General features: G+C 70.8%; 21 protein-coding genes. 7 read left to right on the forward strand and 14 right to left on the reverse strand.

Going from position 1 to position 20,847, the window contains the following annotated elements; all coding sequences use genetic code 11:
• The first annotated feature begins 65 nt into the window (after positions 1 to 65).
• On the forward strand, positions 66 to 812 hold the full coding sequence (locus ABD784_RS07585; RefSeq protein WP_344882330.1) for an alpha/beta hydrolase family protein: 747 nt from the start codon (positions 66 to 68) through the stop codon (positions 810 to 812).
• Here ABD784_RS07585 and ABD784_RS07590 read toward each other — a convergent pair.
• Positions 787 to 1,722 (reverse strand): DMT family transporter, encoded by a 936-nt coding sequence (locus tag ABD784_RS07590; protein WP_344882333.1) that lies wholly within the window; start codon positions 1,720 to 1,722, stop codon positions 787 to 789. The genes ABD784_RS07585 and ABD784_RS07590 overlap by 26 nt on opposite strands.
• A gap of 32 nt (positions 1,723 to 1,754) precedes the next feature.
• Between ABD784_RS07590 and ABD784_RS07595 the strand changes: the two genes are divergently transcribed.
• Positions 1,755 to 2,303, forward strand: a complete 549-nt coding sequence (locus ABD784_RS07595) for a helix-turn-helix domain-containing protein (RefSeq protein WP_344882336.1) — start codon at positions 1,755 to 1,757, stop codon at positions 2,301 to 2,303.
• Positions 2,304 to 2,315: 12 nt separating this feature from the next.
• Here the strand turns inward: ABD784_RS07595 and ABD784_RS07600 are convergent, their stop codons facing one another.
• Positions 2,316 to 3,116 (reverse strand): alpha/beta fold hydrolase, encoded by an 801-nt coding sequence (locus ABD784_RS07600; RefSeq protein WP_344882339.1) that lies wholly within the window; start codon positions 3,114 to 3,116, stop codon positions 2,316 to 2,318.
• 55 nt (positions 3,117 to 3,171) lie between these two features.
• On the reverse strand, positions 3,172 to 4,386 hold the full coding sequence (locus tag ABD784_RS07605) for an MFS transporter (RefSeq protein WP_344882342.1): 1,215 nt from the start codon (positions 4,384 to 4,386) through the stop codon (positions 3,172 to 3,174).
• A 94-nt stretch (positions 4,387 to 4,480) separates the two neighbouring features.
• Here ABD784_RS07605 and ABD784_RS07610 point away from each other — a divergent pair, with 94 nt between their 5' ends.
• Entirely contained in the window at positions 4,481 to 5,080 is a 600-nt protein-coding gene (locus ABD784_RS07610) for a helix-turn-helix domain-containing protein (protein ID WP_344882345.1), read from the forward strand.
• Positions 5,081 to 5,083: 3 nt separating this feature from the next.
• On the opposite strand, the gene ABD784_RS07615 is transcribed toward ABD784_RS07610, so the two are convergent.
• Complete coding sequence (locus tag ABD784_RS07615) at positions 5,084 to 5,899, reverse strand: SDR family NAD(P)-dependent oxidoreductase (RefSeq protein ID WP_344882348.1); 816 nt, start codon at positions 5,897 to 5,899, stop codon at positions 5,084 to 5,086.
• A gap of 94 nt (positions 5,900 to 5,993) precedes the next feature.
• Positions 5,994 to 6,587, reverse strand: coding sequence for a cysteine hydrolase family protein (locus tag ABD784_RS07620; RefSeq protein ID WP_344882351.1), 594 nt, complete (start codon positions 6,585 to 6,587; stop codon positions 5,994 to 5,996).
• A gap of 64 nt (positions 6,588 to 6,651) precedes the next feature.
• On the opposite strand from ABD784_RS07620, the gene ABD784_RS07625 reads away from it, so the two are divergent.
• Together ABD784_RS07625 and ABD784_RS07630 are read left to right on the forward strand one after the other, a co-directional pair.
• Entirely contained in the window at positions 6,652 to 6,933 is a 282-nt protein-coding gene (locus ABD784_RS07625; protein WP_344882354.1) for a DUF4190 domain-containing protein, read from the forward strand.
• A 141-nt stretch (positions 6,934 to 7,074) separates the two neighbouring features.
• The gene (locus tag ABD784_RS07630; RefSeq protein WP_344882357.1) at positions 7,075 to 8,154 is read left to right on the forward strand and encodes a type I restriction endonuclease; all 1,080 of its coding nucleotides are present in this window, start codon (positions 7,075 to 7,077) and stop codon (positions 8,152 to 8,154) included.
• An 18-nt stretch (positions 8,155 to 8,172) separates the two neighbouring features.
• Here the strand turns inward: ABD784_RS07630 and ABD784_RS07635 are convergent, their stop codons facing one another.
• The gene (locus tag ABD784_RS07635) at positions 8,173 to 9,108 is read right to left on the reverse strand and encodes an HNH endonuclease (protein WP_344882360.1); all 936 of its coding nucleotides are present in this window, start codon (positions 9,106 to 9,108) and stop codon (positions 8,173 to 8,175) included.
• Between the two features lie 139 nt (positions 9,109 to 9,247).
• Entirely contained in the window at positions 9,248 to 10,462 is a 1,215-nt protein-coding gene (locus ABD784_RS07640; RefSeq protein WP_344882363.1) for a VanZ family protein, read from the reverse strand.
• A gap of 234 nt (positions 10,463 to 10,696) precedes the next feature.
• On the opposite strand from ABD784_RS07640, the gene ABD784_RS07645 reads away from it, so the two are divergent.
• Positions 10,697 to 11,209, forward strand: a complete 513-nt coding sequence (locus tag ABD784_RS07645; RefSeq protein WP_344882366.1) for a VanZ family protein — start codon at positions 10,697 to 10,699, stop codon at positions 11,207 to 11,209.
• 15 nt (positions 11,210 to 11,224) lie between these two features.
• On the opposite strand, the gene ABD784_RS07650 is transcribed toward ABD784_RS07645, so the two are convergent.
• From ABD784_RS07650 to ABD784_RS07675, 6 genes are all read right to left on the reverse strand, one after another.
• Positions 11,225 to 11,731 (reverse strand): SRPBCC family protein, encoded by a 507-nt coding sequence (locus ABD784_RS07650; RefSeq protein WP_344882369.1) that lies wholly within the window; start codon positions 11,729 to 11,731, stop codon positions 11,225 to 11,227.
• A 179-nt stretch (positions 11,732 to 11,910) separates the two neighbouring features.
• Entirely contained in the window at positions 11,911 to 13,080 is a 1,170-nt protein-coding gene (locus tag ABD784_RS07655; RefSeq protein ID WP_344882372.1) for an NAD(P)/FAD-dependent oxidoreductase, read from the reverse strand.
• A gap of 23 nt (positions 13,081 to 13,103) precedes the next feature.
• Positions 13,104 to 14,219, reverse strand: coding sequence for a Gfo/Idh/MocA family protein (locus ABD784_RS07660; RefSeq protein ID WP_344882375.1), 1,116 nt, complete (start codon positions 14,217 to 14,219; stop codon positions 13,104 to 13,106).
• The gene (locus ABD784_RS07665) at positions 14,216 to 14,989 is read right to left on the reverse strand and encodes an amino acid ABC transporter ATP-binding protein (protein WP_344882378.1); all 774 of its coding nucleotides are present in this window, start codon (positions 14,987 to 14,989) and stop codon (positions 14,216 to 14,218) included. The genes ABD784_RS07660 and ABD784_RS07665 overlap by 4 nt, the downstream gene beginning before the upstream one ends.
• Positions 14,986 to 15,768, reverse strand: coding sequence for an amino acid ABC transporter permease (locus tag ABD784_RS07670; protein WP_344882381.1), 783 nt, complete (start codon positions 15,766 to 15,768; stop codon positions 14,986 to 14,988). The genes ABD784_RS07665 and ABD784_RS07670 overlap by 4 nt, the downstream gene beginning before the upstream one ends.
• 48 nt (positions 15,769 to 15,816) lie before the next feature.
• Positions 15,817 to 16,713, reverse strand: coding sequence for an ABC transporter substrate-binding protein (locus ABD784_RS07675; RefSeq protein ID WP_425582941.1), 897 nt, complete (start codon positions 16,711 to 16,713; stop codon positions 15,817 to 15,819).
• A gap of 182 nt (positions 16,714 to 16,895) precedes the next feature.
• On the opposite strand from ABD784_RS07675, the gene ABD784_RS07680 reads away from it, so the two are divergent.
• The gene (locus tag ABD784_RS07680) at positions 16,896 to 18,017 is read left to right on the forward strand and encodes a LacI family DNA-binding transcriptional regulator (RefSeq protein ID WP_344882384.1); all 1,122 of its coding nucleotides are present in this window, start codon (positions 16,896 to 16,898) and stop codon (positions 18,015 to 18,017) included.
• 27 nt (positions 18,018 to 18,044) lie between these two features.
• Here ABD784_RS07680 and ABD784_RS07685 read toward each other — a convergent pair whose 3' ends face one another.
• Positions 18,045 to 20,837 carry an ATP-dependent RNA helicase gene (locus ABD784_RS07685; RefSeq protein ID WP_344882387.1) on the reverse strand — a complete coding sequence of 931 codons (2,793 nt, stop codon included), beginning with the start codon at positions 20,835 to 20,837 and terminating at the stop codon, positions 18,045 to 18,047.
• Positions 20,838 to 20,847: the final 10 nt, after the last annotated feature.

Here is a 20,847-nt window from a genome sequence, read left to right on the forward strand (position 1 = left end):
ACGACGGTCCTCGTTGGCCAGTCGCTGGTCTCGAGTCGCATCCGCTGTCGACCAGAATGGAATCCATGGTCACCCACTCCCCCGTCGCCATTCCTGTCCGCGCCGAGACGCCCCAGGGCGTGGTCGAGACCGAGGTGAACGGCCGCTGGACCCTGCCGGCCTCCCCGGACGTGGAAGGCAGTACGACGACGTCCGGCGGTCCCTCCGGCAAGCCCACCGTGGTCCTGGCCCACGGCGCCGGTGCGGGGATGGAGCACCCGTTCATGCGCGGCGCCGCCGAGGGGCTGGCCCGACTGGGCCTCCGCGTCCTGCGCTTCAACTTCCCCTACATGGACGCGGGGAAGAAGTTCCCCGACCGTCCGCCGCTCGCCGTGGGGACGTGGCGGTCGGTGATGCGCTTCGCCGCCGAGCATGTGGACGGTCCGCTGTGGGCGGCCGGGAAATCGTTCGGCGGCCGGATGGCCTCGATGGCCGTGGCCGAGGGCATGGAGGCCGCCGGGCTCGTCTATCTCGGGTACCCGCTGCACGCGCCCGGGAAGCCGGAGAAACTGCGCGACGAGCACCTGTACGGCCTCGCGGTGCCGCAGCTCTTCCTGCAGGGCACTCGCGACACCTTCGCCCAGTCCGACCTGCTCGAGGGTGTCGTCCAACGCCTCGAGCAGGATCAGCCCGGCAGGACCCGCCTGGTGTGGATCGACGGCGGCGACCACTCCTTCGCGGTCAAGGGCGTCAAACGGGAGCCCGCCGACGTCGCGGCGGAGCTCGGTGCCCACGTCGCCGCTTTCCTCACACAGGATCCATCGCTTCGGTAGCGCTCTCCCGTTTCGCCGGACGCGGCTTGAGCTCGCTGACCAGGACCCCGGCCACGATGAAGGCCGCGCCGAGGACGGCGATCGGCGGGAGCCTGTCCCCCGCCAGCCGTCCGAAGACCCCGCCCCAGACCGGCTCCCCGGCGTAGCTGATCGTGGCACGCGTGGGCGAGACGGTGCGCTGCGCCCAGTTCATCGCGAGTTGGATGATGCAGCTCGCGGCGCCCAGCCCCACGCCGGCCAGCAGCCACACCCAGGAGAACTCCGGCACCGACTCGCCGGCCACCGGCATCGCCGCGAGGGCGAGGAGCCCCGCGGTGACCAGCTGGACGATCGTGACGCGGCCCAGGTGGACGCGGCCGGCGAAGAAGCCGATCAAGATGATCTCCGCGGCGAGCGGGAGCGTGCTGAGCAGCGTGGCGACCTCGCCCTCGCCCAGCCGGAACCCCACGGAACCGAGGTCGGCGAAGAGGATCAGCCCCACGAACGCCAGCCCGGCTCCGCCCATGGTCATGATGCCGGGGCGCCGCCGCAGGACGACCCACTGGATCAACGGCACCAGGGGGACGTACATGGCGGTGATGAAGGCGGACGTGCTGCTGCTGACGGTCTGGAGTCCGACCGTCTGGAGCCCGTAGCTCGCAGAGATGGTCACGCCGATGGCCAGCCCGGCGCCGAGGTCACGCCAGCACATGCCGCGGAGGACTCGGTGGAAGAGGATGATGCTGAACAGGCCGGCAGTGAGGAATCGCAGCCCGACGAAGAACCAGGGCCCGCTGTGGTCCATCGCCGTGTGGATGACTAGGAACGTGGCGCCCCACAGCACCGTGACGGCCACCAGGACGAGCTCCTGCCGGGTGAAGGACACGGCGCGGAACCGGAGTCTCCGGCCAGAGCGGGACATGTGCAACATGTTGCACAACTCTAGCGTGCAGAATGGTGCACATGCCAAATTCCTCCGACGTCCTCGCCCACGTCGCGAGCAATGTGCGCCGGCACCGGCTGGCGCTCGGCCTCAGTCAGGAGGGCTTGGCGGCCCGCGCGGGGATCAGCCGGCGCACCCTGATCAACGTCGAGGCCGGCGAGGCCAACATCAGTCTCTCCGGGCTCGATCAGCTCGCCGAGGCACTGGACGCGACCTTCGTCGAGCTGGTGAAGAGTCCCACGGCGCCGGCCACCGACATCGACGAGGTCGCCTGGCGCGGAGCCACGGAGGAGAGCGTCGCCGTGCTGCTGGGCTCGGCGCCGGCCGGTCGCGAGGCGCAGCTGTGGACCTGGGCCCTCGGCCCCGGCGAGCGGTACGACGCCCAGCCCGATCCCGACGGATGGCACGAGATGATCCTCGTGACGGAGGGGCAGCTCCTCGTCGAGCGGGAGGACGGTCGGTCCGAGCTCGGCGCGGGCCAACACTGCGTCTACTCGAGCGCGCAGCGCTACTCGTATGCGAACCCCGGGCCCGTCCCGGTGCGCTTCGTCCGCGCCGTGACCAGCTGATGGCGGCCGGCCCTAGTCGTCCCGCAGGTAGGCGGTGTCCGACTCGTCGGACCAGGTCTCGCGCTGCAGCTCCGTGATGTCCCGGTCCGCCTCGGCGGGCCCGTCCGCGCCGTCCACCGCGGCAACGATCCGGGCGAGGAGCTCCCCGAGCTCGTCCGGTCGCGTGAACTGCGGCCAGTGACCGGTGGGCAGCTCGAGGATCCGTCTGGTCTTGATCTTCGCCAGCTCGGCCGTGAACGGGCTGTCGCGGCGAATGAACTCGAGGACCTCGTTCTCGGAGAACTCGCAGGCGATCACGGTCGCCGGGACGTCGAAGCGACGCTCGTCGCCGAGCCGCTGCTGCTCGGTCGCCACCCCCACGGGCTCGGGGACCGCGACGCTGCGGAACCGCTGCCGCAGCTCGTCGGAGAGGTCGCGGAGGTCGGCTTCCTCGAAGGCGTCCCAGCCCGGCAGCGGGATCGAGTCGCCGTCGGACGGGAACTCGTCGTTGATGACGCCGCCCTCGCCGAGGGGAAGCGCGTCCACGTAGATGCAGTGCGCCACCCGGTCCGGGCGGGCGTCGGCCACCGCGTGGATGATGGCACCCCCGCCGGAGTGGCCCACGAGCACCACGGGCTCCTCGGCGGAGTCCACGACGTCGACGACGGCGTCCACATGGTCGCGCAGGCCGATGCCGGCACGGCCGGCCGCCGGCGACTCCTTGCCGGGCAGGGTCAGCGGCATGACGCGGTGCCCCGCATCCTTCAGCGGGCGAAGCGATTCGCCCCACGAGTCGGCGTCGAGCCAGAATCCGGGAACCAGAATGACATCCATGGGGCCACGCTACGCCGGAGGGCAGGACCTGAACAGAGCGCCCGCCGGCGGTCCCTCACGCCTTGAGGCGCTGCACCCGCCAGACGCGGCGGGGGCGCCCGGAGTCGCCGTCGTGCCGGTCGCGCTCCGGTTGGCCCTGGCTGACCAGGGCGGCGAGCGCGACGCCGGCCACGGCCACCATGGCCGCGCCGGCGAGGGCCATCTGGCCGCCGAACTCGTCGATCAGCAGCCCGGCACCGGAGCTGCCGATGGCGACGCCGACGAGCTGCGCCGTGGTGCTCCAGCCGAACGCCTCGGCGACGTCGCCGGGGGCGACGGCCGTGGACGTCATGTGCGTGATGGCCGCGATGACCGGGGCCACGCCCGCGCCGGCGACGACGCCCATGGCGAGGATCCACCAGAAGTCGGTGCTCATGGCCGCGAGGCCGAGGCCGACGGCGAGCACCGCGAGGCGGCGCGTGAGCGACCAGCGGGTCAACTCGGCGTGGCCGACGGCGAATCCGGCGACGAGCGAGGAGATGCACAGCAGGGCCAGGATGAGGCCGGCCTCGATGCCGCCGTGGCCGAAGATCGCCACGAGAGCGGCCTCGAGCATTGCGGTGGCGGCGGCGATGACGAATCCGACGGCGCAGACCATCAGCAGTGCGTGCGAGGCGAGGACCTTTCCGAGCCGTCCGGCCGGCGGCTCGGAGACCGCCCGGCGGACCTGCGGGATAGTGAGGAACCAGATGCCGCCGGCGAGGAGGAGCAGGCCGGCGATCACGATGCCGAGCGCGCTGTGGATGGTCAGCGACGCGAAGGTGACGATGACCGGCCCGATGATCCAGATGACCTCCTGGACGGAGGCATCGAAGGCGAAGAGGCGCGTGCGCATCGCGGGGGCCACCAACGAGGGGTACAGCGAGCGGGCGGCGGGCTGGATCGGCGGGGTCGCCACGCCGGCGATGAACGCGATCAGGCCGTACATCGGTACGGAGAGGTCGGGCAGGGCCAGCGAGAAGGTCGCCACAGCCGCGATGCTCAGCGTGATGCCGAGGACGCGGAACATGCCGAACCGGTTGAACATCCGGCTGGTCAGCGGGCCGGCGACGGCCTGCCCGATCGCCAGCGCGGCGAGGACCAGGCCGGCGGCGGTGTAGGCGTCATGCTGCGCCTCCACGTGGATGAGCACGGCAAGAGAGAGCATGCCCGCCGGGAATCTCGCGATCAGCTGCGAGACCACGATGCGGAACACACCTGAGGCACGGAAGAGCTCGCGATAGGTCGTCACAGCAACTATTCTCCCACCTCGCGCAGTATGTTGCACTATGGTGTGCAACACTCACGGTTGTGACGGCGCGAACCCACTACACTGAATCCAGCCCATGCCCCGATCACTGAGGACAGCCGTGCCGGACAACCAGGAAATCGCCGCGCTCATCGCCCAACGAGTGCGCGGCCTGCGCGCCGCCCGCGCGTGGACGCTGGACGATCTGGCCGCCCGCTCGGGCGTCAGCCGGCGCACCCTGGTGATGATCGAGCAGGGGCAGGCCAACCCGTCGATCGCCGTGCTGTCCTCCATCGCCGACGCCCTCGGCGTCGCCTTCGTGTCCCTGGTGGAGCTGGGCGCCCGCGAGCAGGTGCAGGTGGTCCGCGCCGGCGAGGGCGCACGGCTCTGGGAGGGGAACGACGGCGGCAGCGCCCGCCTGGCCGGGTCCCTCCCCGGGACCACGGAGCTGTGGGAGTTCCAGCTGTCCCCGGGCGAGGAGTACCTGGGCAGCCCGCACCCCGGCGGCACCAAGGAGCTGGTGTACGTCAGCTCGGGCGAGCTGACGCTGAACGTGGTGGACCGGACCTTGGTCCTCGGTCCCGGCGACGCCGCGACGCATCCGGCCGACGTGCCGCACGGCTACCGCAACGAGGGGCCGGGTCCGGTGGTCTTCTCCAACCTGGTCCAGTACCCGACCCCGCAGAGCGAGCTGTAGGACCTACCGGACCAGCGGCGCCCTCTGCTCGGCGACCATGCTCGCGGCCTTGCCCGGGAGCAGCCGCGAGACCAGGTCGATCTTCTTGGCGTCCTTGCCGATGACCACGCGCGGCTTGCCGGTCTCGAGCGTGCGGACGATCTCGTCGGCGGCCGCGTAGGTGCTGGTGAACTCCGGGACCACGTCCTTCTTGCCGATGCGCACCGGGAGCGGCTCCGGGCGCAGCTGACCGTTGGCGTTGCCGTCCACGTCGGGGACCACGGCCCCGGCGATGGCCAGCGAGACCTTCAGCCGCCCGTTCTGGTGCTCGGCGATCAGGCCCTCCGTGAACGCCTTCACGGCCGACTGCGACGTGCTGTAGGCGGCCCGGCCCGGGAACGGCACCACGCCGGCGATGCTCACCACGTTGACCAGCGACGCCTTCGGCAGCGACTCGAGGTGGGGCAGGAACGCGGTGGCGATGTCCACGGCCTCGCGGAGATTGCCGTCCAGGGCGCCCTCCATGATGGACGGGTCCGTCTCGGTGGCCGGGCGGACCTCCTGCCCGACGCCGGCCAGGTTGACCACGCCGTCGAGCCGGCCGTGCGCCTCGAGGACCTTCTTCGGCAGGGCCTGCAGTGCGGCGCGGTCGCCGCGGGCCACGGGGTGGATGAAGAGCCGGTCGTTGGCGTGGGCCAGGCGGGACGTCTCGGAGAGCGCCTCGGGGCTCTCGTCCACGGCGGCGACGCGCGCCCGCCGGTGGAGCAGCTGGAGCACCACTTCGCGGCCGATCCCGCTGCCGCCGCCGAACACTACGAATACGTTCCCGATCAGTTCCACTGTCTCTCCCGTTCTATCCCGCTCTGTACGTGGTGGGCTGTATCTGTCCTTGGCGCTGGACCGCCGGGGCGGCCGCGCTGCGAGTGAAGCGTGGTCAGCGGAGCGCCGTCGTCAGGTCCTCGACGGTCTCCACCTGTCCAAAGAGTTTCATGCTCTCCACGGCCGCGTCATGGGCCTGCGGCGTGGCGGCGGCGCAGGCGTCCTCGGCGAGGATGACATGGAAGTCGTAGGCGGAGAGGTGCCGGAAGGCCGTCTCCACGGTGGCGTTGGTGGCGGCACCGGCCACGATCACGCTCTCCGCTCCCCCGAGCTCGTGGGCCAAGGAGGACTCGACGAACGGGTCGGGGCGGAAGTGGTTGAGCACCACGTCGTCCTCGCGGACGTCCGCCGCAGGCACGAGCTCAGCACCCACCTGCCCGTCGAGGAGGGCGCCCGATTGGAGCGCCCGCGTCAGCAACGGGATCCGCGCGTAGGGCTCGGGGTCCTCCGTGTCGAGGAGGAGACGGAGCCAGACCACCTTGCCACCTGCGGACCGGACACGGTCCGCGAGTTGATTGGTCGCCCGAATGATCTCGCGACGCTCGGCCTCCCCGGTCAGGCCGTCGCCGAAGATGGAGGCGGGCCCGACGACGTCGTTCTGCAGGCCCACGGCGACCAGCGCCGACTGCTTGCCCTGGATGCTGTCCATACGGCTTCTCCTCGGGTAGGTATGCCCTCGTCGTCCATCGTATGGCCCGACTACGATGTTGAACATGTCGCAGATGCCGAACGCCTACTACGCCCCGCCCGCCGAGCCCAAGGGCGCGAGCATCACATCACTCGTGCTCGGCCTGTGCTCGATCGCCTTCGGCTTCACGTTCGTGGTGCCAATCGCCGGCATCATCTTCGGCATCGTGGGCCTGCGCAGGGAGCCGGCCGGCCGCGGCATGGCCATCGCCGGCCTGGTCCTCAACAGCATCATGATCGTCGGCTGGATCCTGCTGCTCCTCTTCCTGCTGCCGTTCCTGGCGATGGCGCTGTTCGGCGCGATGTAACTTCCCGTGCTGTCGAGGCGTTTGGGCTGGGCCGTGCCCCAGCACCGTTCCGGTCCCAACTCCATAACGATCACCAGGCATCCTCCATTCCGGGTTTCGGATCCGCTACATTCGCTTCAATGTCGAATGTTGGAGGGAAACATGGAAATTTCGGAACAGTTGGCTGCCTTGTCCGCGAAAGCGATTGAGCAGCGACAGCACCTGGTGACCGAAGAGGCCACCAAGAACGCCTTGATCATGCCGTTCATCTCGCAGGTGCTGGGCTACGACGTCTTCAATCCGCGCGAGGTCGTGCCCGAATTCACGGCCGATGTGGGGATGAAGAAGGGCGAGAAGGTCGATTATGCGATCTACCACGGCGGCGAGATTCAGATCCTCATCGAATGCAAGAAATCGCTGGGCGAACTACGGATCGAACACGCATCCCAGTTATACCGCTACTTCGCGGTCACGAACGCCCGCATCGCGATCCTGACCAACGGAGAGATCTATCAGTTCTACACAGATCTGGATGCTCCGAACAAGATGGACTCGAAGCCGTTCCTCGTGCTGGATCTCAATGATGTGGACGACACCGCAGTCCCCGAGCTCCAGAAGCTCACCAAGAGCGAGTTCGACCTCGATTCCATTATCAACTCAGCCGAGGAGCTCAAGTACATCGGCATGCTGAAGCGTCTGCTGGGTTCGCTCTTCCGGGAGCCGACCGACGACTGGGTCAAGTTCCTGACCTCCAAGGTGTACGAGCGGCCGATTACCCAGAAGGTGCGCGACCAGTTCGCCGTCCTCGTTCAGAAGGCCAGCGCCCAGTTCCTCAACGAGCGCGTCAACGACCGCCTCAAGGGTGCCATCACCTCCAACTCACACGTGCCTGCCATGCCGAGCACCGAAATCGTCCCGCTGGACGAGGCCCCCGAGCCCGCCGAAGACATCATCGAGACGACTATCGAAGAACTCGAGGGCTTCCATATCATCCGAGCGATCCTCTGCAACGAGGTGTCCATCGAACGTGTGGTCCACCGCGATGCCAAGTCCTACTTCGCGGTGATCCTGGACGACAACAACCGCAAGCCACTAGCGCGGCTGCACTTCAATCGCAGAAACAAGCAGATCGGCCTGTTCGATGAGAACAAGGTGGAGACGAGACATCCGATCGAGAGCCTCCACGAGATCTACCGGCACGCCGACCATCTGCGTTCAGCGGTCAAGCGCTACGAGGGATGACTCTCGGTCTGCGAGTAGTTAGGAGGCCTCCGCGTTCAAGAACTTGTTGAACGAGACCTCCAGCAGGTCACGCCGCGGACGTTCTCCCCGCGCGCGTGGCAGCTTCATCAGATTACTGCCATGCAGTTCCTTGAGCCCATGCTGAAGCATCGGACCATCGATCTCCTCGAGGAGGTCGGGGCGAATGTGGACGACATGGTCGGGGCTGATGCCCATGATGAACGAATCGAACGCGGCGTGATGGATCTTGCAGAGCGCCAGGCCGTTGACGACGGACGCGACGCCGCGGTCATCCGAGTCAGGGACTATATGCGCAGCGTCGAGCAATTGCCGATGCCCCAGATTGCAGACCGCACACCGATCCTCATAAGCGCGGAGGACCGTTGATCTGAACACCGGCTGATGGAGTCGGACCTTGGTCTCACGTGAAATATAGCGCTTGATGGTTCCCTGCATGACCGTGTCCTGCGTCCGGTCCCGAAGAAAGAACGCTTCCTCGTCCATGGGTGCGACGACGAATCGTTTGAGCTCTGGTTCTTCGTCGACGATGAACACAGGGCACACAGGCTGGTACTTCTTGGGCGCCCCACCCACGCCGATGAACCAGATCAGCGGCAGCTGATGCTCATGAGCGAACCGCAGGCCCACGTTGTCCGGATGGAGCGGATCGTCGCCCCGCCACATGTAGCGGATGAGACCGTCCCTGCCCACTTCATCCTCATACGGACGCGCCTGGCCCGGAGTGCGGAATACGGTCTGGAACGACAACGCCGCGCGGAGGATCCGCGGCTTCCAGATGCCGGTCTGAGTCGCTTGCAGGCGGAACTTCTGGCCTCGGTATTCGAAGTCCAAAATCTCATCGCGGGTCAACGGTTCAGCACCGTCGTCGCTTCGAATCTTCAGCCATTCGATAGCGGAGTGCCTCAGCGCGAGCTCTTCATCGAGAGACCACATTCACTGCCTACCTTCTCCCAACACGAGGACGGGACCGAACCCCGAACATCGCCCTCCAGTGATGCCTTCACTCTTTCATGTTCTCGACAATCCGCAGATCAGAACGGCATGGCTAGCCAACGCCAGAACTTCGGCGGAGCTAGCGCCGCACATCGACGAGGTACGCCCCCGACGCCTTTCCCGAGAGGCCGCGTCGCGTTGGTGTCGCCAGGACCGAGACGAAGGCGACGACGAGCAGCAGGGTGCTTAGTGCCGACGGCAGGCTGCCCCACTCCTGAAGGCGCCCCGCCTCGGCGAGCGCCTGCAGGAGGACGTAGAGCCCGCCCACCCCGGTGGCGCGCAGCAGGCGACGTCCCACCGGCACCGCACTGTGGTCCGCGGACGGCTCGGCGACGGCGGAGCGGTCGGTAGCGGCGGCGTCGTACTGGGTCTTCCTCGACCCCGCCTTCCCCGAACCGACCGCGGCGGGCGGGGTGCTGGAGACCCCCAGCCACACGGCACGCTGGCCCAGCGACGCCCCCGACGACTGGAGGGCCGGCAGATAGAAGACCAGGAACCCGGGAATCGCGTAACCGAGCACGAGCGCCAGCGGTAGCCAGACGCCTGTGCCCAGGACGTACTCGGCGACGACCGTGTAGAGCACCAGCAGGACGAACCCGATCGCGTGGAAAAAGGTGAGATCGATCAGCATGCCCAGCCAGCGGCGCGGCGCCGTGACGGGACGCGGCTGCGAGCGGGCGGCCGCGAAGGCGCGGCGCTGGGGGAAGAACCAGAGGACGGCCGGGGCCAGGAGGGCGCCGAGGAGCGCGCCGGCGGTATTGGCGAGGAGATCGTCCACATCGCCGAGGCGGTAGGCACACGAATAGAGCCCGAAGACGCCGGTCGCCTGCGTGGTCTCGATGAACAGCGACGTCAGGAAGCCCGTGACCGTAGCCAGGAGGACGTTCCACCCCAGGAAGCGGCGCGCGATCAATCCCCACGGCAGGAAGAGCACCACGTTGAAGACCACCTGCAGGACCACGGTGCTCTTCAGGGTCGCCAGGACACCGAGGCCCGCCGCCTCCCGGGCGATGTCCGAGACGAACTGGAACGGCGTGGTCTGGACGCCCTCCCACAGGGAGACTCCGGGCGTGCACTGCAGATCCGACGGGCTCGGCAGCGGGAGCAGCGTATAGGCCAGGAGGGCCGCCCCGTAGATGCTGACCGCGGCCGCGCCGAGCAGGCGCAGCGGCGTGAAACGGCCGTACAACCGGTACTGGACCGCGACGATCGGGACCAGGAAGACCGCGAACGCGATCACCCCGAACAGCACGCCCATGTAGGCCGGCCAGACCCACGCGCCCAATGCACCCACGACTCGTCCCCTCTCGCCGCTGACCACGGTGTTTCCGCTCAGCCGCTCCCTGCGGTCCACTCTATGGAGACTCTACGTGGATCCTCCGGAGTTGTGAGGCTGCACGCATCGGTGCGGAAATCCCAGTCCCGCCCGCTATCGTCGGGACGGATTCAATCGCCTCGTCGATCGCCGGACGGGCTCGTCCGCCGCGACGCTGCAGGACGATGGCCATCCATCGGAAGGAGGATTCGCATGAGGGAGACACTCGGACCACGTCCGCCGCGGAGCCGCGCCCGGCTGTGGATCGCCTCGCTCCTCTTGGCCGCGTACACGGGCTTCGTCGCCGTCGTGACGCTCTGGCCGAAGCCGGACCAGCTGCAGTTCGGCAGCGCCGCTGACCGCGTCCTCGGCGTGCTGCACCGCGTAGGCGTCCCGCACGCCTTCGACGTCGACGCACTGGAGCTCACCGCGAACATCGGGATGTTCGTGCCCCTCGGCTTCCTGCTGGGCTTGCTCCTGCCGCGGCGGGCCTGGTGGCTCGCCATCCTGCTGCTGCCCGGCTACTCCGTGTTCATCGAACTCAGTCAGGCGGCCTTCCTGGAGTTGCGCGACCCGACCGTGCGCGACGTCGTGGCGAACACGACCGGCGGCTACCTCGGAGCGTTCCTCGCCACGGCGCTGCGGGCCGTGGTCAACGCGCGGGACCGGCGCGTGGTGGACCGTGCCCTCTGGGAGCGCGACGCCGAACGGGTCGGCGCCCGGTAGGTCCGCCCGTCCGCGTCAGTGCCGGCTGGCCAGCAACGCGTCGATCTGGTTCACCGAGTCCCGGAGCCCGTCCTCCATGTCCATGTCCAGGAGCTCCTTGAGCTGGGCGAGGGACGCGAAGACGACCCGCAGGGTCATCAGGGTCCCGTGGCTGGTGCTCTCGCCCGGGGCCTCCACCAGCGTGACCACGTTGTGGGTGACGCCGTGCTCGCCGGAGGGCTCGCCGTCGTCGTCCGCGAACCCGTCCTTGAACTCGAGCCGGCGGGGCTCCACGATGTCCTCGAACTGCCACCAGCCCTGGACCTGCTCGCTGTCCGGGCCGGTCATGCGGTAGCGGACGTTCCCGCCGGCCTGGAACTCGAAGCGGGTGAAGGTCGCCGGCCACTCGGGCGGACCCCACCAGCGCTCGAGGAGCCGCGGATCCGACCAGACCTTCCAGACGCGCGCAGGAGGGGCATCGAACTGGGCCCGGATGATCAGCTCCAGGTCCTCCACATCGGTCATGACGCTCTTGACCGGCATCGATCTCTCCTCTCACTCGCGCGTGAGCTGTACTGCGAGCGTACGGCCGAGGCGGGACGGGTGTAAATAGACGAACCCGGCGGCCGCTGCACCTCGTCTGAGGATGCAGCGGCCGCCGGGTGGGTCCCGCTCCCCGCCTCAGCAGGCGGGAGCGAGGGGTGTCGCCGAGTGCCGCGGGCTCAGGCGGCGTCGTCCGCGCGCTCTGCCTCCACTCGCTCCGCCTCCACTCGCTCCGCCTCCGCGAAGCGCTCGGGGCGGAAGGTCTCCAGCATCGGGTGCTTCTCCCCGGTCGTCAGCTCGAAGGAGATGAGCTCCCCGGAGAGCAGGCCGAGCGTTGCGCCCGAGTGCGTGAAGGCCACGTAGCAGCCCGGCACCTGCTCCAGCTCGCCGAAGACCGGCTCGCCGTCGCCGGGGATCGGCTTGCGGCCGATCTTCCAGGAGGCCTTCGGCAGCTCGTCGACGCCGTCGAGCAGCTTGGCGGCCTCCTCCATGAGCTCGTCGATGACCTCCTCCGGGATGCTGTACCCGGACTCGTCCCCCGTGATCGACTCCTCGTACCAGTCGTGGTCCACCGCCAGCGTCCGGCCCGGGTTCGGGCGGATCGCCGCGCGCGGCGTGTTCATGACGGTGGTGACGTCCTGCTCCAGCGGCTCGGAGATCACCACCATGGACACCGGCGAGGCGTCGCCGATGGTCACGCCCAGCGGCTCGACCACCTGCGGCGTCTGCGGGCCGCAGGCCACCACGACGGCGTCGCCCGTCACGGTGCGCCCGTCGGAGGTGCGAACGCCCACGGCGCGGCCGCCCTCGACGACCACGTCCGACCGGCCGGCCCCGGTGATCAGGGTCCCGCCCACGGCCGTGAACTCCTCGAGCAGGTGATCGATCAGATGCGGCAGCGACACCCAGCCCTCGCCCGGGTTGAAGACCCCGTCGGCGACCATGGCCGCCGGGTCGACGTCGTCCGTGTGGGCCTTCACGGTCTGCCCCGTCACGAGGCGCGAGTCGTACCCGTGGCGAATCTCGTACTCGTGCCGTGCGACGGCGGCGTCCGCCTCGTCGGCCGACGGCCAGTACAGCGCGCCGTCGAACCGCAGCCACTCGCGGGCGGGGTCCGTGGCGAAGAGCGTGCGGTAGCGGTCGATGCCGGCCATGCGCAGCTCGTGGTACGGCTTGGACCGCTCGCCCGCGGAGTTCAGCCAGGACAGCGAGCGGCCGGAGGCGCCGGACGCCGGCTCGGCGTCGGTGACCAGCTGGACGCTCACGCCGCGGCGGGCCAGGTGGGTCGCGGCGGAGACGCCGATGATCCCGCCGCCCAGAACGACGGCCGTGTTGACCTTGGAGGACATGTTTCTTCCTTTCGCCCCGGCCCTCACAGGCCGTGGATGCTTTCGATAATCTGCAGCGCTTCGATCGCGTCGCGCGGGTCGACGGGCACGGGCCCGCCGGTGGTCAGGTGGTCGCCCAGGATCCGGTAGAACTCGGCGTAGGCGCCGCGCTCGGGCTCCACGGGGCCGGTCGCGGCGGCGTCGTCCGGGACCGTCAGGACGCCCCAGTTGGCCTCCGGCTCCCGGCCGAGCCCGTCGTCGCCGGGGCGGAGCCCGGCGAGGAGCTGCGGCTCCTGCTGGTCCAGTCCGTGCTTGGTGTAGGTCCCGCGGCGGCCGAGCACGTGGAACCGGGGACCCGGGGCCGCCGAGATGGAGTTCATGCTCAGCCGGGTGCTCACGCCGGAGGCATGGCGCAGGAGCACGACGGCGTCGTCGTCGGCGTCAGCGTCCGCCGTCGGCAGGCGCCGGGCCACCTCCCCGTGCACCGACTCGACCGGTCCGAACAGGTGCAGGGCCTGGTCGATCAGGTGCGGGCCGAGGTCGTAGAGGATCCCGCCGCCGTCGGCGATGTCCGTGCGGGCCTTCCAGTCCCGCATGCCGCCGGGCTTCCACCACTCGAAGCGGGACTCGAACACCAGCGGCTCCCCGAGGGAGCCGGCGTCGAGCAGGCGCTTGAGCGTCAGGAGGTCCGCGTCCCAGCGGCGGTTCTGGAAGACCGTCAGGGACACGCCTGCGGCCGCGGCCCGGCGGACGAGCTCCTCGCCCTGCGCGGAGCGGGTGACGAACGGCTTGTCCACCACCACGTGGACCCCCGCCTCGATCGCTTGGGCCGCGAGATCGAAGTGGGTGGCCGGCGGGGTGCCGATCACCACGAGGTCCACGGCGTCGCCGACGAGCCCAAGCGCCTCCTCCGGCGTGCCGACGATCCGCGCCTCCGGATACTCCTGCCGGGCCTGCGCGGCCCGGTCGGTGTTCGACGTCGCGACGACCGAGACCTCGAAGCGGGGGTCCGCGGCGAGGAACGGGGCGTGGAAGATCCGGCCCGAGACGCCGAACCCGAGGACCGCCGTGCGGATCGGGGTCCGCGCCGAGCGGCCAGCCGCCGTCGTGCTCGCGGCTGTGCTCTCCGTGCTGCTGGTGCTTCCGTCGGCGGTGGTCACAGGACCTCCGAGAGGAACGTGCGCAGGCGGTCCGAGCGCGGGTTGTCGAAGATCTGGTCCGGCGTGCCGGCCTCGACGACCTCGCCCTCGTCCATGAAGACCACCTGGTCCGCGACCTTGCGGGCGAAGCCCATCTCGTGGGTCACGACCACCATGGTCATGCCCCGTCGGCACAGGTCTGCCATGAGCCGCAGGACGCCCTTGACCAGCTCCGGGTCCAGGGCGGAGGTGGCCTCGTCGAACAGCATGACCTCCGGGTGCATGGCCAGGGCCCGGGCGATCGCCACGCGCTGCTGCTGGCCGCCGGAGAGGTCCCGGGGCCGATGGTCCATGCGCTCCCCCAGGCCGACCTCGCGGAGGCGGTCCTCGGCGACCTGCCGGGCCTGCGCCCTGCTCTGCCCCTTGACCTTCCACGGGGCGAGCGCCACGTTCTCCAGGGCGGTGTGGTCCGGGAACAGGTTGAAGTGCTGGAAGACCATGCCGATCCGCCGGCGCAGCTCGTCCGGCCGGTCCTTCAGCACCGAGCGGCCGGCCACCCGGACGTCCCCGGACTTCGGCTCGTGCAGCCGGTTGATGCCCCGCAGCAGCGTGGACTTGCCGGAGCCGGACGGGCCGATCACGCACGTGGTGGTCCCCGGGGCGACCCGCAGCGAGACCTCCCGCACCACCTCGACGTCGCCGTAGGCGAGCGTCACGTTCTCCAGCTCCAGGCTCGAGCCCTCGTACACGACCTGGTCGGCCGCCGTCGTCTTGTGATCGATGGTGCTCATGAGGCGGTACCCACAGCTTTCTTGTCCTCGAGTTCCGTGACTTCCTTCAGCCCGCTGGTGGGGCCGGTCGGCTTGCGGCGCCCCGTGCGGAAGCGCTGGTCGATGAAGTTGACCAGGTGCGTCAGCGGCACCGTGATGACCAGGTAGAGGACGCCGGCCAGGACCAGCGGCGAGAGGTTGCCGGTCAGCACGGCCGCGTCCTGGCCGACGCGGAAGAGCTCGCGCTCCCCGACCATGAGGCCGAGGAAGTACACCAGCGACGACGCCTTGACGATCGAGATGAACTGGTTGACCAGGGCCGGCAGCACGCGGCGGATGCCCTGCGGCACCACCACCAGCGCCATGGCCCGGCCGTAGCTCATGCCGAGCGCCCGGCAGGCCTCCATCTGCCCCTTCTCCACGCTCTGGATGCCGGAGCGGAAGATCTCGCCGATGTACGCGCTGGAGATCAGGCTCAGCGCAATGATGCCCAGCGGGTAGGGCGACGGGCCGAAGAGGTCCGAGCTGAGCCAGTAGAAGCCCTGGCCGATCAGCAGGATGGTCAGGATCTCCGGCAGGCCGCGGAAGATGTCCGTGTAGATGCGGGCGGGGACCCGCACCCAGCGGATCGGCGAGATGCCCTGCACGGCCAGGACCATGCCGACGACGACGCCGATGATGGTCGCCGTGATGGACAGGACCAGCGTGTTGACCAGGCCCGTCTGCAGCAGGTGCGGCAGGACGTCGGCCATCGCCTCGAGGTCGAAGAACGTCCGGCTCAGATTGTCTAGGAATTCCATGGGGTGCTCCCTGTGGTGGGTGCGCGGCGCCGGTGGGGCGCGCCGACGCTACTGGCTGTCGGCGGACTCGTCGGCCGGGGCCTCGGAGCCCTCGGCGGGGGCGCCGGTCTGCTCAGCGCTCGGCAGGTACTGCTCCGGCATCGGCGAGCCCGGGAACCACTTCTGGTAGAGCTCCTTCCAGGTGCCGTCCTCCATGGCCGCGTGCAGGCCCTCGTTGAGGGCCTCGCGCAGCTCGTCGTTCTCCTTCGCGACGGCGAAGCCGGCCGGGGCGTCGAAGGAGGGGATGTCGCCGGCGGAGACGTGCCCGTACTGCTCCATGTAGTCCTGCGCGGCCTCGTAGTCGAGGAAGTGCGCGTCGATGGCGCCGCTGTTCATGCCGGACACGGCCGTGTTGTTGTCCGGGAAGCGCACGAGGTCCGCCTCGGTGAAGTTCTCCACCGCGTAGGCCTCCTGGAGGCTGCCCTGGACGACGCCGAGCCGCTGGCCCGGGAGGTCCTCGACGGACTCGACGCCCGAGTCCTCGGCGGTCAGCACCGTGAGGTAGCCGGCCAGGTAGCCGTCGGAGAAGTCGACGGTCTGCTGGCGCTCCTCGGTGATGCCGATGGCGGCGACGCCGACGTCGAACTGGCCGTTGGCCACGCCCGGGAGGACGGCGGCGAAGTCCTGGCCGGTGAAGACGACGTCGTCGATGCCCGCCCGCTTCGCGACGTCGGTGAACAGCTCGACGTCGAAGCCGGTGAACTCGCCGTTGGAGTCGGTGTAGGCGTAGGGCTTGATGTCGCCGACGCTGGCGACGCGGATGGTGCCGGGCTCGATGAGCCCGTAGGGGTTCTCCTGCTGCGCCTCGGCCTCGCCGGAGGACGAGCAGCCGGCGAGGAACGACGCGGCGAGTGCGGCGGCGCCGACGGCGCCGAGCGTGCGGGTGATGAGGTTCTTCTTCTTCACGATGCGATCCGATCTTGAGGTGGGCGGTTCTGCGGGAGTACTGCGTGGCCCGACAGCCGACCGATAGACTTGAGTCCGGTCTCACCCTTGCGAGAACTGGAGTGAGTCCGGTCTCATTGGGTTGTGAAGTAAGCTACAGTCTCAGCAAGATCGCAGTCAAGGCCCCGGAACGGAATCTCTTCATGAACGCATCTCAGGCGCCCCGCCCCGCGACGGTCGCCGACGTCGCCCGGACGGCGAAGGTGTCCAAGGCCCAGGCTGCGCGCGCGCTCGGCGGCTACGGCGCGGTCAGCGAACCGGTCCGCGAGCGGGTGCTCCGGGCGGCGGAGGGGCTGAACTACCGGCCGAACGCGCTGGCGCGCAGCATGAACACGGGCCGCTCGCAGACCATCGGCGTGGTGATCGCGGAGGTCGAGAACCCGTTCTTCGGCCTGGCCATCCGCGGCGCCTCCGATGCGCTGCGCGAGCACGGCTACGACGTGGTCCTGGCCAACACGGACGAACGCACGGACGCGGAGGAGGACGCGATCCGGGTCATGCTGGACAAGCGCGTCGACGGGATCATCGCCTCCCCCGCCGACGCCGGGGTGACGTCCCACCTCTCGGCGGCGGTGGCGGCCGGTTGCCCCATGGTGTTCCTGGACCGCCACGTCCCCGGGCTGGACATCGACTCCGTGGAGGTGGACCTGCGCCGCCTGGCCGGGCAGGCCACGGCGGAGCTCCTGGAGCTCGGCCACCGCGGCATCGGCTTCATCTCCGCCGTCCAGGCTCCCACGGACGTGTACGAGCCGGGCCTGGTGCTGCAGAACTCGTCGGTGGCCGACCGCCTCGGCGGCATCCGCGACGCGTACGCCCGGGCCGGGATCGCACCCGATCCGCGCTGGTTCCGGCTCAACGCCAAGACGGCCGAGGCCATCCGTGCGGCCACCCACGAGCTGCTGGAGCTCGACGACGCGCCGACGGCGATCGTCGCGTCCGACAGCATGGTCGGGCTCGACGTGCTCCGGGTGCTCCGCGAGCGGTCCCTGCGGGTGCCGCACGACGTCTCGTTCCTGATGTTCGACGACATGCCCTGGTCCTCGCTGGTGGACCCGCCGATCACGGTGCTCTCCCAGCCGGCCTACGACATGGGCGTCGCCGCGGCCACGGCGCTGCTCGAGCGCCTGCGCGGATCCACCACAGCCCCGTGCCGACGGGTCCTGGAGGGCGAGATGATCCGCCGCGAGTCGGTGGCGCCGGCCCATGGCGCTGTGCAGGAGACGGCGGCCCGGGTGGGGGCGGCGCGGGAGACGGCCGCGACCTGACGCCACCGCGGCCGGGCACCGCCCGCTCTACATCCGGTTCTTGGTCCTCGCGGTCGCCGGGGCGGTCCACGGGTCCTCCGGCCACGGGTGCTTCGGGTAGCGGCCCCGCATCTCGGCGCGGACCTGCGCGTACGGACCGGCCCAGAAGGACGCCAGATCGTCCGTGACCGCCAGGGGCCGGCCCGCCGGCGAGAGCAGATGGAACAGCACGGGCACGCGCCCGTCGGCCAGCCGCGGCGTGTCCGCCCAGCCGAAGCACTCCTGGAGCTTCACGGCCACCACCGGCCGGGCCGCGGCGTCCGCCGGGTCCGGGTACTCGATCCTCGCGCGCGAGCCGCTCGGCACCTCCAGCCGCTCGGGCGCCAGCTCGTCGAGCCGCGCGGCGGCCGGCCACGGCAGCAGGCGGCGCAGCGGGTCCGCCAGGTCGATCCGCCCCGCCGGGGTGCCAGCGGCCAGCCGGTCGATCTCCGGGGCCAGCCATTCCTCCAGCCGCCCCAGCAGGGCCGTCTCCGAGACGTCCGGCCACGGGGCGCCGAGCTCGCGGTGCAGCAGGGCCATCCTCCGGCGCAGGGCCTCCGCCGCGGCGGAGAACCCGATCACGCCCAGTCCCTGGGCCTCGAGGGCGCGTTCGACGGCGGCCCGGCCCTCCGCCGGCCGCGGCGCGACCGGCGTGGAGGACAGGACGATCGCGCCGAGGCGCCGCTGCCTCCGGGCGCGGATCCGCCCGTCGGCGTGGAACTCCGCCTCCACGCGGTCGGTCAACAGGTGCCCGGCCGCGACCTCGGCGGCCTCGAGCCCCAGCGGCGCGGCGGCCCGGATGACGGCGCCGGTTCCCGCGGCCGCCCGGCCGGCGGCGCGGGAGACCTCGGCGACGGCCAGCCACTCGTGCCCGGAGAGTTGACTGTCCGCGGGCAGGGCCGCCCGGGTGCCGGAGGCGAACTGGTAGGTGCCCGCCTGCCCCACGCGCCGGGCCACCCACTCGGGGTGCGCCAGTGCGACGACGAAGCCGGTGCGGTCGTGGCGGTCCACCCGCCAGCCCTCCGGCAGGTCCAGGCCGCGCTCCGTGCCCGAGACGGCCTCCGTGCCCGAGCCGACCTCCGTGCCCGCCAGTGCCTCGAGCCGCCGGACCTCCTGGCGCCAGCGCTGGGCCTCCCCGGCCCGCCCGTCCCCGCTCCGCCCTGCCCCGTTCCGCCCCTCGCGTTCCAGGCGGTCGAGCAGCCGCGGAAGGTCCGCGCCGGGTGCGCGGGAGTCCCCGGCGAGGAGCGCCACGATCTCCGCGGCACCGCGGGCACCGAGGACCGCGGCGCCGTCGTACAGCGCGCGGGCGAGGCGCGGGTCCGCGGGCACCTCGGCCAGGCGGCGGCCCAGCGCGGTGGCGTGGCCGGCGTCGTCCACCGCGCCGAGGCCGTGCAGCACGCGCACCGCGTCCGCCATCGCCACCGCGGGCGGCGGGTCCGGCAGGCGTAGCCCCTCCCCGCCGGGGGAGCCCCAGCACGCGAGCGTCAGGGCCGCGCCGGTGAGATCGCTGGAGGCGATCTCCGGGGTGACGTCCGGCGACGCGGCGGCGAAGGACTTCTCGTCGAAGCAGCGCACCACGGTGCCGGGCCCCTGGCGGGCCGAGCGGCCGGCCCGTTGCTCGCAGGAGGCGCGCGAGGCCTGCACCGTGACCAGGCCGGCCATGCCGCGCGCGGCGTCGCGGCGGGGCTCGCGGGCGAGGCCGGAGTCCACGACGAGCCGCACGCCCGGCACCGTCAGGGAGGACTCCGCCAGCGACGTGGAGACCACGATCCGGGCGGGGCCGCCCGGGGCCCGGCCGCCGACGGCCCGGTCCTGGTCCTCCGCCGGGATCTGGCCGTGCAGGGGCAGCACCTCCACGGCCTCCCGGGCACCGGCGAGGAGCTCACGGGCCCGCCGCACCACGGCGTCGACCTCGCGGGCACCGGGCAGGAAGACCAGGGCATCGACCCCGGGGTCCGCGGCGAGCGCGCGGGCGTGGGCCTCCACGGCCGTGCGGGCCACATGCTCCAGGAACCCCCGGGTGACGCCGCGGTCGTCGAGGCGTGGGCCCGGCGGCGGCGCCCAGTGGGTCCGCCGCGGATGGAGCGCCGACGGGCAGTCCACCACCGGGGCGGGGCCTCCCTCGGCCGGGTCCGCGTGGGCCGCACCTTCGTGGGCCGCACCTCCGTGGGCCGGGTCTCGGTGGGCCGGGTCTCGGTGGGATGAGTCTCCGCCGCCCAGGAGCGCTGCGAAACGGGGCGCGTCCACCGTCGCCGACATCGCCACCAGGGTGAGGTCCTCGCGCAGCAGCCGGACCTCGCCCAAGAGGCCGAGGAGCAGGTCGGTGTCGAGCGCGCGCTCGTGGACCTCGTCCACCACCACCGCGGCGACGCCCTCGAGCCCCGGGTCGCTCAGCAGCCGGCGCAGCAGCAGCCCCGGCGTCACGAACTCCACCAGGGTCTCCGGCCCGGCGCGGCGCTCCCCGCGGACGGCGTAGCCGACCCGGTCGCCGAGTCGGGTCCCCGTCAGGTGGGCGAGCCGGCGGGCGGCGGCGCGGGCGGCCACGCGGCGGGGCTGCGTGACGACGACGCGTCCGGCCGACGGCCCTCCGGGACCCGCGGCCCCGAGGATCTCGTTGGCCACGGCCGGGGGCACCAGCGTGGTCTTGCCCGTCCCAGGCGGAGCCTGCACGACGGCGGCCGAACCCGGCGCGGCCAGCGTCGCCCGCAATGCGGGCAGGGCCTCGGCGAAGGTGAGTCCGGCGCCGATCCGCTCCAGGTCGAACGGGCGCGCCGGCGCGGAGCCGTGCTGGGACTGCGGCATGGCCGCGCCC

This window comes from Zhihengliuella alba (genome assembly GCF_039538765.1).
Classification (GTDB): Bacteria; Actinomycetota; Actinomycetes; order Actinomycetales; family Micrococcaceae; genus Zhihengliuella; species Zhihengliuella alba.